Below are 15541 nucleotides of genomic sequence, written 5' to 3' on the forward strand. Positions count from 1 at the left end.
TAACCCTAACGGATCGATAACGAAGATCAGACTTCTGATTTCCGGGATTGGGAAAGCGAATGGCGTTCGCAACGATCAACAAGGGCATGCTGCTCGCGCTGGCACTCATCGTGCCGGCCGTTTCGAGTTGCAGCGGCTACCGCCCTGCCCCCAAGGCCTTCCACGAGGCGACCATCCAGCCCTATCGCCTCGACAGCGGCGACCGCTTGCGCGTCACGGTGTTCGAACAGCCAGGGCTCAGCAACACCTATACAATCGACCAGGCCGGCTATGTCGCCTTCCCGCTGATCGGCGGGGTGCCGGCACGCGGCCAGACGCTCCAGGAACTGGAAAGCATCATCGCTGCAAAACTGCGCCAGGGCTATCTGCGCGATCCCGACGTCTCCATCGAGGTCGATCGCTACCGTTCCATCTATCTCATGGGTGAAGTCGGCCAGGCCGGGCAGTACAGCTATGTCGCGGGCATGACCATCCAGAACGCCATTGCCGTTGCCGGCGGCTTCTCGCCGCGCGCCAACCAGGGCGATGTCGATGTGACGCGCAAGATTAACGGAAAGATCATTACGGGCCGTGTATCGATTTCCGATCCGGTCCTGGCCGGCGACACGATTTATGTCCGCGAACGGCTGTTCTGAAAAACATGACGGACGAACGTCCTCTGCGCATCATTCATTGTTTCCGGTCGCCCATCGGTGGAATCTTCCGCCATGTGCGCGATCTGGCCGAGTTCCATGCGAAGGCAGGCCATGAGGTCGGCATCGTCTGCGACAGCCTCACCGGGGGCTCGTTCGAGGATTCGCTGTTCGATGAAATCCGTCCCTATCTTTCGCTCGGCCTCATTCGTGTGCCGATCAGCCGCGCCGTCGGCCCGCGGGATATCGGCGCCTTCTGGAAATGTTACGGTGAAATAAAAAGTTTGCAGCCGGATGTCCTGCACGGGCACGGCGCCAAGGGTGGCGCCATTGCCCGTCTCATCGGCTCAGCCCTGCGGGTGAACAGGTATTGCGTAGCCCGCCTCTATTCGCCGCACGGCGGCAGCCTGCACTATGATCGAAAGACCATGGCCGGTTTTTCGATCCTCGCCGCCGAGCGGATGCTCGAACGGTTGGGCGATGCGCTCGTCTTCGTCTGCGATTTCGAGCGCGACGCCTATCTCGCCCGCGTAGGCAAGCCGCGCATTCGCGCCGAGCGCATCTATAACGGTATCCACGATCGCGACTTCGAGACCGTCTACGCCCGGGAAGACGCGGTCGACTTCCTCTATATCGGCATGCTGCGCGACCTGAAGGGACCCGACGTCTTCGTCGACGCCTTCGCCCGCACCGAACGCTTCGTCGGCCGGCCGCTCTCCGCCCTGATGATCGGCGATGGTCCGGACAGGGAAAAATACCAGAAGATGATGCTGCGCTGGGGGCTTGGCCGCCGTATCGGCCTGCTGCCCGCCATGAAGGCGCATGATGCTTTCGCAATGACCCGCAACGTCGTCGTGCCGTCGCGCGCCGAGGCGATGCCCTATATCGTCCTGGAAGCGCTTGCCGCCCGCAAGCCCGTCATTGCAAGTCGCGTCGGCGGCATTCCCGAAGTGCTCGGGCCAAACAGCATCGCGCTTGCCGACCCCGGCGATGCGGACGCGCTTGCCAGGGTGATGGTCGACGCTGTCAGCGATCCCGCGTGGTTCGCCAAGGTGATGCCGGACTCCGCCACCTTCAAGCAAACCTTTTCCGCCTCGGTCATGTCCTCGTCGCTGCTGCGCCTCTACCGCGATATTCTCGCCAAGCAGAATGGCGGAAATCGGCACGCTTCCTGATCCGACGATCACCCACCACGTAAACGTTTCTTAGGGGCTTCGTGCTATCTCCGGTGCAAAGCCTCTGCAGGTGCGTGCCATGAACCATGTCGACAAGCCCGACTCCTTCGATCCTGAAGCTCTGAGACGAAAAGCTTCCGAGATCCGTACGATCACAGCCGGTTCGCCGTCGGAAGAATACGACGGCGGCAAGACGGTCGATCTCAACCCGCTTGCCCAGAAGATCGCGCAGCAGTTCCGCGCCGATACCTATTCCCCGAGCATGATCATCGGGCTGCTGCGCCTTTTCGAATTCGTGGCGCTGCTGGCGATCGGCTACGGCATTCATCTCCTTTATGTCAGCACGCCCGGCATGGGCGTAACCGTATTCTACCTGTCGGTGCTTGTCGGCGGCGCGGCGATGGGCGTCCTGCTGCTTCAGCTTGCCGATGCCTATCAGGTGCCGGCCCTGCGGTCGCCCTGGCGCATGACGCCGAGAATCCTCGCGGCCTGGGCGATCGCCTTCGGCGCAATGGCGCTCGTCGTGTTCTTCTTCAAATCCGGCGAGGAATATTCCCGCGTCTGGTTCGCGTCCTGGTTTGCCACCGGCGCGGTCTACCTCGTCATCGAGCGTCAGGTGATCGCCTACTCGATCCGCCGCTGGGCCCGCAACGGCACGATGGAGCGGCGCGCCGTCATCGTCGGCGGCGGCGAGCCGGCAAAGGAACTCATCCGCACGCTCGAGCAGCAGCCGGAAAACGATATCCGCATCTGCGGCATCTTCGATGATCGCGACGAACGCCGTTCGCCCTCGATCGTCGCCGGCTATCCGAAGCTCGGCACGGTCGCCGAACTCGTCGAATTCGCCCGGCTTGCCCGCATCGACATGCTCATCATCTCGCTGCCGCTTTCGGCGGAGGCGCGCATCCTGTCGCTCCTCAAGAAGCTCTGGGTGCTGCCGGTTGATATTCGCCTTGCCGCGCACGCCAAGGGCCTGCGCTTCCGGCCGCGCAGCTACTCGCAGATCGGCAGCCTGCCGATGCTCGATATCTTCGACAAGCCGATCGCCGACTGGGACAATGTCGCCAAGCGCATCTTCGACATCTTCTTCAGCGTCCTCGCGCTCGTGCTGCTCTGGCCGGTGCTGATCGGCGCCGCCATTGCGGTAAAGTTCACCTCGGCCGGCCCGATCATCTTCAAGCAGAAGCGCCACGGCTTCAACAACGAGGTCATCGAGGTCTACAAGTTCCGCTCGATGTTCACCAACATGTCCGACCCGACGGCCAAGGCCGCGGTGACGAAGGGCGACCCGCGCGTAACCCCCGTCGGCCGCTTCCTGCGCAAGTCCTCGATCGACGAACTGCCGCAGCTCTTCAACGTGCTGAAGGGCGAGCTTTCCCTCGTCGGTCCCCGTCCGCACGCCATCCAGGCCCAGTCGCACGACCGCAAATATGTCGACGTCGTCGAGGGCTACTTCGCCCGCCATCGCGTCAAGCCCGGCGTCACCGGCTGGGCGCAGATCAACGGCTGGCGCGGCGAGATCGACCATGACGACAAGATCCGCTTCCGCACCGAATTCGATCTCTACTACATCGAGAACTGGTCGCTCTGGCTGGATCTGAAGATCCTGTTCCTGACGCCCTTCCGCCTGCTCAATACGGAAAACGCGTATTGAGCGACGCGGCTCTCCCCTATGCTCCGCCATTCCGGCCGCGTCTTGCGGCCGTTGGCATTATCGGTTCCATGCTCGTGGCCGTCGGTGTCTTCCTGTCGGGCTTCGTCATCAGCGAGCCAGCACCTTACGAAGTCTTCATGGCTGGCCTCATCGGCCTCTGGGCAATCATCGGCCTGCGCATCTCGCGGGGCATCGCGCCGCTGCTGATCCTGCTCGTGCTCTTCAACGTCGGCGGCATGCTGTCGCTCACCGTGCTCGACGACTTCTCCGTCGGCCCGATGTACATCGCCGTCTCGTTGTTCCTGGCACTCTCCAGCGTGTTCTTCGCCGCCATCATCGAGGCCAAGCCCGCACGGCTCGAACTGATCTTCCGCGCCTGGGTGGCGAGCGCCCTCATCACCTCCATCCTCGGCATCCTCGGCTACTTCCACGCCTTTCCGGGCGCCGAGGCCTTCACGCTCTATGACCGCGCCAAGGGCGCCTTCCAGGATCCGAACGTCTTCGGCCCGTTCCTCGTCGCCCCCTCGCTCTACCTGATGCACGGGCTGCTTGCCGGCCGCATTCTCGGCGCCCCGCTGAAGGTCATCGGTGTGCTCATCCTGGCGCTCGGCCTGTTCCTGTCCTTCTCGCGCGCCGCCTGGGCGCTCTACCTGTTTTCGGTGGTGGCACTCGTCTTCGTCATGCTGCTCAAGGAGCGCACGGGCGCGTTCCGGCTGAAAATCCTCGTGCTCAGTCTGTCGGCCGCCGCCCTGTTGATCGTCGCGCTGATCATCGCGCTGCAATTCGACAAGGTGGCCGATCTGTTCTCCAGCCGAACCCAGCTGGTGCAGGAATATGACGGCGGGCACCTCGGCCGCTTCGAGCGCCACCGCATCGGCTTTCTGATGGCCATGGAAAAACCCTTCGGCATCGGCCCCATGGTGTTCAGCACGATCTTTCCGGAAGACGAGCACAATATCTGGCTGAAATCGCTGACCAGCTATGGCTGGCTCGGCTTTGCCTGCTACTTCGCCCTCATCATCTGGACGCTCCTCGCCGGTTTCAAGGCGCTGCTGCGCAATCGGACCTGGCAGCCCTTCCTGATGATCTCCTTCATCACGCTTGTCGGCCATACCGCGATCGGCTTCGTCATCGATACGGATCATTGGCGCCATTTCTATCTCTTGCTGGGGATCGTCTGGGGCTGCATCGCGCTCGAACGGCGCCACAACCGGCAGACCGCATCGGGCCGCACCCCATCATGACCCCCTCCCTGGAAAAGAATCCACGACGAATGCGTCTTCTCCAGGTGCTGGAACCGAGCGGCGGCGGCTCGGGCCGGCATTTCATCGATCTTTGCCAGGGCATGAAGGCACGGGGCCACGAAGTGCACGCCGTCTATTCGCCGGTGCGCGCGGAAAGCCGTTTCGTCGAGGAACTGACGTCGCTCGATCTGGCAGGCGTGCACATCGTCGCCATGGCCCGCTCGCCCGGCCCGTCGGACCTGCCCGCCTGGCATGCGCTGCGCGCGGTCATCCGCAAGGCGGGTCCCTTCGACGTCATTCACGGGCATAGCTCCAAGGCCGGCGCCCTTTCGCGCCTGCGCTTTCCCGGCCACCATGTGCCCCGTGTGTACACCCCGCACGCCTTCCGCACGATGGATCCCGGTCTCGGCGCGCTCGGCCACAAGATTTATGGCGCAATCGAAAAGCTGCTCGCCCGCGGGTTTACCGAACGCCTGATTTGCGTCTCCGCCGATGAATACGCCCATGCCCGGGCACTCGGCATGCCGCGCAACAAGCTGTCGATCGTCGTCAATGGCGTCGAAACACCGCCGGCGGATTCGCGCGCAACAGTGCGTGCAGCACTTGCCATCCCGGCCGATGCCCTGCTCTATGGCTTTGTCGGCCGGCTCTGCCATCAGAAGGCGCCCGAGCGGCTACTTGCGGCCTTCCAGCGCGTGGCTGAACGCGTCCCGAACGCCCATCTCGTGATGATCGGCACTGGCGAGATGCAGGACGCCGTCAACCGCCAGATCTCGGCCAGCGGACACGCGGACCGCGTCCACCTCACGACACGCTTCAGCGGCCCGCAAGCCATGGCGGCGATCGACGTGCTCGTCATGCCGAGCCGCTACGAGGCCATGTCTTATGTCATGCTGGAGGCTGCGGCGGCCGGAAAACCGATGGTGCTGACCGATGTCGGCGGCGCCTCCATGGTGCTGAAGGATGGCGTCAATGGCGTGCTCGTCGAAAACGACGACGATCCAAAACGCCTCGCCGACGCCATGATCCGCCTCAGCGACCCCGATCGCCTCGCCCGCCACACGACCGCCGCCCGCGCCCGCAGCGGTGACTACAGTCTGGAACGCATGATCGGCGAGACGGAAGCGATCTATCGCGGCCTGGTCGCCTGACGCCAAAGGCCGCCCCTCCTCCCGGAGAGACGGCCTTGAAGCCTAATAGCTGTTTTAGCGCCTGATCGCGCGCGCCAGGGCGATCAGTATGCAGGCACCGATAAAGCCCGCGACCAGATAACCGATCCAGCCCCCGAGCGAAACACCGATCAGCCCGAGCAGAAGATTGGCCACGGCCGCGCCGACAATGCCGAGAACGATGTTCATCAGCACGCCCATATTGCTCTTCATGAACATCTCGGCGAGCCAGCCGGCAATCCCGCCGACAATAATGGCTGCGATCCAGCCGATACCTGCGTCTTCCATGCGCGTCTCCTCAAGCTCCTGACACACCGGCAAAAGACCGGCGGCAGGGAAACGTGGAAACGCCCGCAAAGTTCCGAGGGGACTTGCGAATACGCTTGTAACAGTGAGGAAAAATTGGTCGGAATGGCGGGATTCGAACCCACGACCCCTTGACCCCCAGTCAAGTGCGCTACCGGGCTGCGCTACATTCCGGACCGCCGAAACCCCTATAGTCTCAAGGTTTTCGATGCAAGGGGGAAAATCACGGCAATCGCAAAAAAGGAACAAAAGGAGCCGAAATGAGAGCGTCGGAACCAAAGCCTCACCGGGTGCTCCTTGAGTGTTTCTCAGCAAGGAGCAACGGGCGGTTGGTTTGGGAAGGGCCAGTGAACGCAGTCAACCGACTCCCCGACAGACCGCTGAGAGACTAGTTGCTGCCGATAGACTGCGTGATCATCAAGATTGATTGATAAGTAAACATACTTGACTAAATTTAGAATCTAACCCAACGTTAGGGAGCCTTAATCTGTGACAAGACGGTACCCAGATGCCTCACCGTAGCAAGCATGAAGCCCAAATGCGAATGGCTATGAGAGTGGTGCGCGTCGCGGCGCTTCAAGGCGGCGATGGTCAGGAAGGCCTGCGTGCGTTCCACCAGCATATGGCGACGGTTGACGCTTTAGAACACTCGCAGACATCCCGAGAAAATCAGGACACGGGCTTGGAAGCCGCGACCCACTCGCGACGGTTGTCGGAGTAACTGGCGACCTGAGGCCTATCCCCGGTCCCTTTTCATAGGCCGCAGCCCTGCCAGAATATCGCCCGCGTCCAACAAGGCCATTTCAGTCAAGTAGGCGAGATACCAATCGACGTCCGCTGCGGCCTTATGGAGTTCCTTCAGCATCTGTCTGATGTAGGCGACTGTTTCGTCCGCTTCCGAGCCCTGCGTGAATCCCGGTTTCACCTTGGGAAGATGCTTGATTGCCATGTCAGTTATCCCCGCTTAATCGATTGCTGGTTGCAACTCAGACGGTACTCCACGGCTGACTTTCGGCAATACTTATTAATAACCGATGAAATATTACACCGCATATGAGAATCTCTCATCGAATGCAACCAATTGTAAACGCGCTATTTGACAATCGTTAACAAAATCTGTTCCGCATTTTTTCCGTTAGAAGACCCCCTGAAGGTTCACACCCAGGGACTTGGGGCAAGCCCGGTGACATCAAGCCCAACGCTCGCGAGTTTCGAGCGCCACGTCTCGGCTGCTATGGGTTTTAGTTCAATGACATGCTCTTGAGCTGCTACCCGCATGTCCACTGCCCCTCATTTTCTTTTCACAACCGTACCGGAATCGCCGATTCAGACCTTCCCCGGCATTAGACGAAAGTCGTAGAGTTGCCTCGCTCGCTTGTCATTTGCGAGCACTCCCCCGCGTCACGGAGAGCCAAGCGTGACGCCTGTTTGCCCCGCCACCGTGCGGGGCTTTTTCTTGTTTTGCGGCCACCAGCGCACTGTTGACTCCTCGCCAAAACGGAACATAATAAGAACGCATCCAAACGGATTTCCTTGTTCCTTACTCTCAGAGACGACTGTGTCCCCACAGGAGAATGCTGACGTGCGATCGCTTCCCGAGTACGAAGCGCCGGCTGGGCCGGCAGACAATCAGGGGGATGCCGTACGCGCCGCCCTTGCCTGGCATGACGGAGATGCACAGGCGACGAGCGCGACGCTGCTTGCCGACTGCGCCCACCTCCGGCGCCAGCTCGACCTGACCCGAGCGGCGATGGGACACGGCTTCGTGCGAGGCTGGGAACCCATGCAGCAACGCGATTGACGGAAAGGGTAAGCGCGAAGAGAAGGCCTTCTTCCGCAGGGGAGCAGAGGCCGATGCGCTTCATGCACTCACAGGTGACACCGGAAGCGGGCTAGTGACGCCATGGGCGGCACAAAGGCGGCCCCGCCTCCACAGCCACCCATCGATTGGCTCAACGCACCTGGTCGAGCAGGCGCTTGCACTCGAGGAGATCGTAGAGCGCTTCCTGAAGCAGTGCGCGATCTTCCTTGCCGACGCTGGTCTTGCCGATCGAGATTTCCGGCGGATCGTCAGTGCCACCGACGAAGGAGAAAAAGCGGCGGCTGGCCGGGGCCTTGGCGCGGCCGACGATCTGGTCGTCGTCGCTGCCTGCCTTTGGCGGCGTCGGGTCCTCATGGTTTGCGGCGGCAAGCGCCTCCACCGTGGCGAGGTCGCCGCTCGCGATCGCCGCGACGAACTTGTTGCCGTTGACCTTCAACAGCTTCTGCACGCCCTTGATCGTATAACCATGGTCATAGAGCAGATGGCGAATGCCCTTCAGGAGATCCACGTCTTCCGGGCGGTAATAGCGGCGTCCCCCGCCACGTTTCATCGGCTTGATCTGGACGAAGCGTGTCTCCCAGAAGCGCAGCACATGCTGCGGCAGGTCGAGATCGTCTGCGACTTCGCTGATGGTACGGAACGCGTCCGGACTCTTGTCCATTCTATCCTCGATGAAAGCTCACGGCGGCAGCATACGATAAACGCCACCGATTCGTATTCATTTCAGCGAGTTGTCGGACGATATTCAAGTTTCAAATTGCTGATGGAGCGACAATGATGTGAAAATCGCTCAGGAAGCGGGCGAAGCCGGCTTCTGTTTCGCCTTGCGCGAGAGATGCGACTTCAGCACCCGTTGCTTCAATACGTTCGATGCCTTGAAGGTCATCACTCGGCGCGGCGAGATCGGCACTTCCTCGCCGGTCTTCGGATTGCGACCGATGCGTTCGTTCTTGTCGCGCACCTGGAAGGTGGCGAAGGAGGAAAGCTTGACGCTCTCGCCCCGGACGATGGCATTGCAGATCTCGTCAATGACGGTTTCGACAAGCTCTGCGGATTCGGTCCTGGAAAGGCCGACCTTCCGGAAAACCGATTCGGCCAAATCTGCGCGTGTCACCGTCTTCCCGCTCATCGTCCCTCACCAATTTCTTATTGAAAGCGCATGGTTAAGTGGTGGGAGACTATTGCCCTTCCCCCGCGCGGTCAAGCGGCCCTGAGGGCCAACCCTAACCGTTCCCCACTCACCCCGCCGGAAACTGCCCCACAAGGACAGCGAGACGAGAGCCCGCATATTCCGATGCGGGCGCCGAACAAGCCATCTCATAAGAAGCGTTCAAACGAAGAGGTTCTACCAGCGCAGAAGGACCGCGCCCCAAGTGAAGCCGCCACCCATGGCTTCCAGCAGAACGATATCGCCTTCCTTGATTCGCCCGTCACGCGCTGCAGTGGCCAGCGCGAGCGGGATGGAGGCGGCAGAGGTGTTGCCATGCAGATCGACGGTGACGACGACCTTTTCGAGCGGAATACCGAGTTTCTTGGCCGAACCGTCGATAATGCGCTTGTTGGCCTGGTGCGGCACCAGCCAGTCGATGTCGTCGGCGGTGAAGCCGGTCGCATCGAAGGCGGAGACGACCACGTCGGTGATCATGCCCACCGCATGCTTGAAGACCTCGCGGCCCTCCATGCGCAGATGACCGACCGTACCCGTCGTGGACGGGCCGCCATCGACATAGAGTTTTTCGCGATGCGCGCCGTCGGAACGAAGCTGCGTCGTCAGCACGCCGCGGTCAGCAACGGTGCCAGTCCCTTCCTGGGCTTCCAGCACAATAGCGCCGGCGCCGTCGCCGAACAGCACGCAGGTCGTGCGGTCCGTCCAGTCGAGAATGCGCGAGAAGGTTTCCGCACCGATGACGAGGACACGTTTCGCGAGGCCACCACGGATATAGGCATCCGCCGTCGTCACCGCATAAACGAAGCCGGAGCACACGGCCTGCACGTCGAAGGCAAAGCCGTGATGCATGCCGAGACGGTTCTGGATGTTGACGGCGGTCGCCGGGAACGTGTTGTCCGGTGTCGAGGTCGCAACGATGATCAGGTCGATGTCGGCGGCCGTCAGGCCGGCCTTGTCGAGCGCCGCACGTGCCGCGGCCTCACCCAGCGAGGCGGTCGTTTCACCCTCGCCGGCGATGTAGCGCTGGCGGATGCCGGTCCGCTGCACAATCCACTCATCGGACGTGTCGACCATGCTTTCCAGTTCGGCATTGGTGAGTACCCGCTTCGGAAGCGCCGTTCCGAAGCCGCGGACCACTGATCGGATCATTCTATACCTCGTCTGTCATGCCTTGTACGGCGCCCTCGACGGGGCGGCCGGCATGATATTTTTGCAAATCGCTTTCGATCTTTTCCTTGAGGCCGTTGCGGACCATGTCGTAACCGACATCCACCGCGGCCGCGAACCCTTCGGCATCCGTGCCGCCATGGCTCTTGATGACGATGCCGTTGAGACCGAGGAACACCCCACCGTTCACCTTGCGCGGATCCATCTTCTCGCGCACCCGGTCGAACGCGCTCTTGGCGAGAATGTAGCCGAGTTTGGCAAGCCACGTGCGTGTCATGGCGGCACGCAGATATTCCGCGATCTGCCGCGCTGTGCCCTCGGCCGCCTTCAGCGCAATATTGCCGGCAAAACCTTCCGTGACCACGACGTCCACCGTACCGCGACCGATATCGTCGCCTTCGACGAAGCCATAATAGTCAATCGTGTCGAAATTGGCCTCGCGGATGAGCTGGCCCGCGGCCTTGACCTCTTCCTGGCCCTTGATTTCCTCGACGCCGACATTCAGCAGGCCGAGCGTCGGCTTGTCGATCTCAAACAGCGCACGCGCCATCGCGCCGCCCATCAGCGCGAAATCGAAGAGCTGGTTGGCGTCGGCGCCGATCGTTGCACCGATATCGAGCACGATGCTCTCCCCTTTCAGGGTCGGCCAGATGCCGGCGATCGCCGGGCGTTCGATATTGGCCATCATGCGCAGGCAGAACTTCGACATCGCCATCAGCGCGCCAGTATTGCCAGCGGAAACGGCCACGTCGGCGTTGTTCTTCGCCACCGCATCGATCGCCTGCCACATGGACGATTTGCCACGGCCGCGGCGCAGCGCCTGGCTTGGCTTTTCGTCCATGGCAACCGCGACGTCGCAATGATGGAAGGTGCTTGCAGCCTTCAGTTTGGGGTGTTGCGCCAGAATCGGCTCGCATTCGGCGGCATTGCCGAAAAGCACAAAGCGGATGTCGGGATGGCGCTCGAGAGCCTTGGCTGCGCCAGGGATAGCGACTTTCGGACCGAAATCGCCTCCCATGACATCGATGGAAATTCTGACCACGCGTGTCTTGCCTTAATTCTTGTTTTCCAGCGGCGGAGAAGCCACCGTGGCCGAATTCGGCCAAAATACCGCTTTTCGCGGGGTGCACAACTGAATTATCCGACGCTTGCGAGCCGGTTCAGTCTTTTTTCCAGTCCTTCAGAACGGCAAAAGGCGACGGTTTTTTGTCGTCCTCGTCCGTGCTCTCGATATGACCCGAAAAGGCGACATCGGCCCTGCGCGGATAGGGATCGATGGCGAGCGCCACATGTTCGGCCGCGACCACACCGGCATCGATCGTATCGCCGGTGAAGATTTCCGGCGCATCGGGACCTTCGGGGTCAAGCAACATTTCGCCGCTTTCCGTCGCGACCACAGGCCGGGCGAGTTTCGAGCCCTCCGGCACGAAAACGACTTCGACCGGCTCGTCGATATGGGCCGCGACCGGGTCCAGCGTGACAACGCAGGCCTGCACGATATCCGCCGTGACGCGGCCCCTGAGGCGCACGCCGTCGCGTTTCCAGCGCTGCACCGTGAAGGTCGCCGAAAGCGCCTTCACCTCCAGCACGGACCAAAGCTTTGCCAGCCCTGACCGTTCCTCGGCATCGGCGCTGATCGTCACCTCGACCGGATTGGCCGAAATGCGCCCCACCTTGACCGCATAGGAGAACGGAATGTCGTCATCGTTTTTCATCGTCTTGCCTTCCCTGCCCTCAGGCAGCGCGTCCTTCGCGATCGGGTTCCGCTATGGTGAGCGCACCGATCCTGATGTCATCTTCGTTGGCGGCGATCAGCGCTGCCTCGGCCGCAAAGAGATAGCCGGCAAGCCCATCCATGGCTGGGGCAGTCTCGCCCCCCTCCGGATAGATATTGCGCCGCAGTGCCGCAGCCAAGGCTTCCCGATCAGCGGAATCGAGCGCCGCGGCATAGGATTCGAGCCGACCATAGAACATGCCGGCGAATTTCTTCATGCGCTTCGGCACGCCGACATCGCCCACGCCAAGCTCGCGAATCGAATGATCGACGTCTTCGAAAAAGGCGTCCACGATCTCCTGAGCGATCTCCTGGCCCGACGTGTCGCTTTTGCGGGTGCGCCGGAAGTAGAGGATCAAAATCGCCGAGAGCATCTCGAAACGACCCATCACCGTGTCAGGAACATCAAGCACTTCATAGAGATAGGGATGCCGCGCCGCCTTTGTGAGCGTCGCATACTGCTTTTCGACGATACGCCGGTTGCCGTTTTTTTTGCCGAACAGGCCGAAAATCATCATAAAGCCTAGTTTTGCCCGATTCAAACCATGGTGCCGTCGCAAGTCATGTTGCATGACGGTCGAAGCTGGTTTACCGAAGCAGGCATGAATTGCAATGGCTGCGCGGCCATCACAGTCCTGTGGATGTCGTTGAAGAGAGATGCCCTGAACATGAAACTGTTGCGTAACGCCGCCGTTGCCGTCACCCTCTCCGCGTCTGTTCTCGCCGCCTGCCAGGGCCCGAGCGAAATTCTGCACCAGGGTTATGTCGTCGACCAGGAAACACTGGCCCTCGCCCCCGTCGGGTCGTCGCGCGAACAGGTTCTGCTTTCCCTCGGCTCGCCGTCCGCAACCGCGACCTTCGACAACGAGGTCTTCTACTACGTTTCGCAGACGCGCAAGCGTTCCGCAGCCTTCATGAAACCGAAGCTCATCGAGCAGAGCGTGCTCGCCGTCTATTTCGACAAGGACGGCGTGGTCGAGCGTCTCGCGCACTACACGCTGAAGGACGGCAGGGTCTTCGACATGATCGCCCGAATCACGCCGACCGGCGGCAAGGAACTCACCTTCCTTGGACAGCTGCTGCGCGGCGGCGGCGCCAATCCCGGATCGGCGCTGCAGAACGTTTTCGGCAACACGTCGAGGTAGGTCGCACCGACATTCCCGAACAAAAAACCGCGGGGATCGCTCCCCGCGGTTTCTTTTTTGCCGGTCTTCCGATCAGGCGAGAACGGCGAGCAACAGGAGCGCCACGATATTGGTGATCTTGATCGCCGGGTTCACTGCAGGGCCGGCCGTGTCCTTGTAGGGATCGCCGACGGTGTCGCCGGTGACGGACGCCTTGTGGGCGTCGGAGCCCTTCATGTGACGCTGGCCGTCCTTGTCGACGAAGCCGTCTTCAAAGCTCTTCTTGGCATTGTCCCACGCACCGCCACCGGAGGTCATGGAAATCGCCACGAAGAGGCCGTTGACGATGACGCCGAGCAGCGACGCGCCGAGTGCCGCAAAGGCCGAGGCCTTGGAGCCGGAAATCAGCAGCACGCCGAAATACACGACGAGCGGCGCCAGGACCGGCAGCAGCGACGGCACGATCATTTCGCGGATCGCCGCCTTGGTGAGCAGGTCGACGGCACGCCCGTAGTCCGGACGCTCGGTGCCCGCCATGATGCCGGGCTTCTCGCGGAACTGCCGGCGCACTTCTTCCACGATGGCCCCTGCCGCACGGCCGACGGCCGTCATGGCGATGCCGCCGAAGAGATACGGGATGAGGCCGCCGAAGATGAGGCCGGCGACGACATAGGGGTTGGAGAGGTCGAAGGAGACCGGCCCCATATCCGCGAAGTACGGATATTTGTCGCCATTTGCCGCGAAGTAGGCGAGGTCGTTCGAATAGGCAGCAAACAGCACCAGCGCGCCGAGACCGGCGGAGCCGATTGCATAGCCCTTGGTGACGGCCTTGGTCGTGTTACCGACCGCGTCGAGCGCGTCGGTCGACTTGCGCACTTCCGGCGGCAGGTGCGACATCTCGGCGATGCCGCCGGCATTGTCGGTGACCGGGCCAAAAGCGTCGAGCGCGACGATCATGCCGGCAATGCCGAGCATGCCGGTGACGGCAATACCGGTGCCGAACAGACCGGCAAGCTGGTAGGTCGCGATGATACCGCCGACGATGACGATCGCCGGCAGCGCCGTCGATTCCAGCGAAACGGCAAGGCCCTGGATGACATTCGTGCCGTGGCCGGTGACGGAGGCCTGGGCGATCGAGTTTACCGGGCGCTTGTTGGTGCCCGTGTAGTACTCGGTGATCACCACGATAAGTGCCGTCACCACGAGGCCGAGCAGGCCGCAGATGAACAGGTTCGTACCGGTGATCTCCTTGCCTGCCACCGTGCCGATCGGGCCCCATCCGACCGTGAGCGACGTTGCAGCCCCAAGTCCGAGGATCGACAATGCGCCGGTGACGATCAGGCCCCTGTAGAGGGCGCCCATGATCGAGCCGTTCGAGCCGAGCTTCACGAAGAAAGTGCCGATGATCGAGGTGATGATGCAGGCACCGCAGATGGCAAGCGGATAAATCATGGTGCTCGCGAGAACCGGCGTGCCGGCAAAGAAGATCGCGGCAAGAACCATGGTGGCGACCACGGTCACCGCATAGGTCTCGAACAGGTCGGCGGCCATGCCGGCGCAATCGCCGACATTGTCGCCGACATTGTCGGCGATGGTTGCCGGGTTGCGCGGGTCGTCTTCCGGAATGCCGGCTTCGACCTTGCCGACGAGATCGCCGCCGACGTCGGCCCCCTTGGTGAAGATACCGCCACCGAGACGGGCGAAGATGGAAATCAGCGAAGCGCCGAAGCCGAGCGCGACGAGCGAATCAATGACCTCACGCGAGGCAGGATCCAGGCCGAGAACGCCGGTGAGATAGCCGTAGTAGATCGAAACGCCCAGGAGCGCGAGACCGGCAACAAGCATGCCGGTGATCGCGCCCGACTTGAAGGCGATGTCGAGGCCGGAGGACAGGCTGACGGACGCGGCCTGCGCCGTGCGCACATTGGCGCGGACGGAGACGTGCATGCCGATGAAGCCGGCGGCGCCAGAAAGCACGGCGCCGATCAGGAAGCCGATGGCAGCCGTTGCGGAAAGCAGAAGCCAGGTGCCGACGAAGACGACAACCCCGACAATGGCAATGGTCTTGTACTGCCGGGTGAGATAGGCCTGTGCCCCTTCCCGGATATAACCTGCAATTTCCTGCATGCGGGCATTCCCCTGATCGGCGGCAAGCACCGACCTCGTCGCCCAGATGGCATAAACCACCGAGAGCAACCCGCATGCGATAACGCCCAGCAATATGGTCATTTCGCTCTGTCCTCCTTGAAGACCACGGGGTCCTCTCCCCATAGCCGAATACGCGCCCGCTCCCGTTTGCCTCCTCA

General features: G+C 61.8%; 16 protein-coding genes and 1 tRNA gene. 7 read left to right on the plus strand and 10 right to left on the minus strand.

All coding sequences use genetic code 11. The features are described from left to right. Window positions 1-86: 86 nt before the first annotated feature. From AC1RT2_RS16595 to AC1RT2_RS16615, 5 genes are all read left to right on the plus strand, one after another. Window positions 87-635, plus strand: coding sequence for a polysaccharide biosynthesis/export family protein (locus AC1RT2_RS16595; protein ID WP_493104006.1), 549 nt, complete (start codon window positions 87-89; stop codon window positions 633-635). A 5-nt stretch (window positions 636-640) separates the two neighbouring features. Continuing rightward, a complete protein-coding gene (locus AC1RT2_RS16600) occupies window positions 641-1807 on the plus strand; it encodes a glycosyltransferase family 4 protein (protein ID WP_493103612.1) in 1167 nt (388 codons plus the stop codon). 79 nt (window positions 1808-1886) lie between these two features. Next, the gene (locus tag AC1RT2_RS16605) at window positions 1887-3461 is read left to right on the plus strand and encodes an undecaprenyl-phosphate glucose phosphotransferase (protein WP_493103614.1); all 1575 of its coding nucleotides are present in this window, start codon (window positions 1887-1889) and stop codon (window positions 3459-3461) included. Then, window positions 3458-4705, plus strand: a complete 1248-nt coding sequence (locus AC1RT2_RS16610; RefSeq protein ID WP_493103616.1) for an O-antigen ligase family protein — start codon at window positions 3458-3460, stop codon at window positions 4703-4705. Before AC1RT2_RS16605 ends, AC1RT2_RS16610 begins: the two co-directional genes overlap by 4 nt. Window positions 4706-4734: 29 nt before the next feature. Then, window positions 4735-5856 (plus strand): glycosyltransferase, encoded by a 1122-nt coding sequence (locus tag AC1RT2_RS16615; protein WP_493103618.1) that lies wholly within the window; start codon window positions 4735-4737, stop codon window positions 5854-5856. 54 nt (window positions 5857-5910) lie between these two features. Here AC1RT2_RS16615 and AC1RT2_RS16620 read toward each other — a convergent pair whose 3' ends face one another. From AC1RT2_RS16620 to AC1RT2_RS16630, 3 genes are all read right to left on the minus strand, one after another. Next, entirely contained in the window at window positions 5911-6162 is a 252-nt protein-coding gene (locus AC1RT2_RS16620) for a GlsB/YeaQ/YmgE family stress response membrane protein (RefSeq protein ID WP_069059173.1), read from the minus strand. Window positions 6163-6277: 115 nt separating this feature from the next. Next, window positions 6278-6354: transfer RNA gene (locus AC1RT2_RS16625), tRNA-Pro, on the minus strand. Between the two features lie 562 nt (window positions 6355-6916). Then, on the minus strand, window positions 6917-7129 hold the full coding sequence (locus tag AC1RT2_RS16630; RefSeq protein WP_069059175.1) for a hypothetical protein: 213 nt from the start codon (window positions 7127-7129) through the stop codon (window positions 6917-6919). Window positions 7130-7762: 633 nt separating this feature from the next. On the opposite strand from AC1RT2_RS16630, the gene AC1RT2_RS16635 reads away from it, so the two are divergent. Continuing rightward, window positions 7763-7981, plus strand: coding sequence for a hypothetical protein (locus AC1RT2_RS16635; protein WP_493103621.1), 219 nt, complete (start codon window positions 7763-7765; stop codon window positions 7979-7981). Between the two features lie 151 nt (window positions 7982-8132). Here AC1RT2_RS16635 and AC1RT2_RS16640 read toward each other — a convergent pair whose 3' ends face one another. From AC1RT2_RS16640 to AC1RT2_RS16665, 6 genes are all read right to left on the minus strand, one after another. Beyond that, window positions 8133-8663, minus strand: a complete 531-nt coding sequence (locus tag AC1RT2_RS16640) for a MerR family transcriptional regulator (RefSeq protein WP_069059177.1) — start codon at window positions 8661-8663, stop codon at window positions 8133-8135. A gap of 129 nt (window positions 8664-8792) precedes the next feature. Then, the gene (locus tag AC1RT2_RS16645; RefSeq protein WP_023513396.1) at window positions 8793-9131 is read right to left on the minus strand and encodes an integration host factor subunit alpha; all 339 of its coding nucleotides are present in this window, start codon (window positions 9129-9131) and stop codon (window positions 8793-8795) included. Between the two features lie 216 nt (window positions 9132-9347). Beyond that, the gene (locus AC1RT2_RS16650) at window positions 9348-10319 is read right to left on the minus strand and encodes a beta-ketoacyl-ACP synthase III (protein ID WP_493103623.1); all 972 of its coding nucleotides are present in this window, start codon (window positions 10317-10319) and stop codon (window positions 9348-9350) included. Window position 10320: 1 nt separating this feature from the next. Further along, window positions 10321-11379, minus strand: a complete 1059-nt coding sequence (gene plsX / locus AC1RT2_RS16655; protein WP_069059179.1) for a phosphate acyltransferase PlsX — start codon at window positions 11377-11379, stop codon at window positions 10321-10323. A gap of 118 nt (window positions 11380-11497) precedes the next feature. Continuing rightward, window positions 11498-12052 (minus strand): YceD family protein, encoded by a 555-nt coding sequence (locus AC1RT2_RS16660; protein ID WP_493103626.1) that lies wholly within the window; start codon window positions 12050-12052, stop codon window positions 11498-11500. 19 nt (window positions 12053-12071) lie between these two features. Further along, entirely contained in the window at window positions 12072-12626 is a 555-nt protein-coding gene (locus tag AC1RT2_RS16665; RefSeq protein WP_493104008.1) for a ubiquinol-cytochrome C chaperone family protein, read from the minus strand. Window positions 12627-12752: 126 nt separating this feature from the next. Between AC1RT2_RS16665 and AC1RT2_RS16670 the strand changes: the two genes are divergently transcribed. Further along, window positions 12753-13256 carry an outer membrane protein assembly factor BamE gene (locus tag AC1RT2_RS16670; RefSeq protein WP_493103628.1) on the plus strand — a complete coding sequence of 168 codons (504 nt, stop codon included), beginning with the start codon at window positions 12753-12755 and terminating at the stop codon, window positions 13254-13256. Between the two features lie 72 nt (window positions 13257-13328). Here the strand turns inward: AC1RT2_RS16670 and AC1RT2_RS16675 are convergent, their stop codons facing one another. Then, window positions 13329-15464, minus strand: a complete 2136-nt coding sequence (locus tag AC1RT2_RS16675) for a sodium-translocating pyrophosphatase (protein WP_493103630.1) — start codon at window positions 15462-15464, stop codon at window positions 13329-13331. Between the last annotated feature and the right edge of the window lie 77 nt (window positions 15465-15541).

Source organism: Shinella sp. GW821-FHT11G07, from assembly GCF_058808115.1.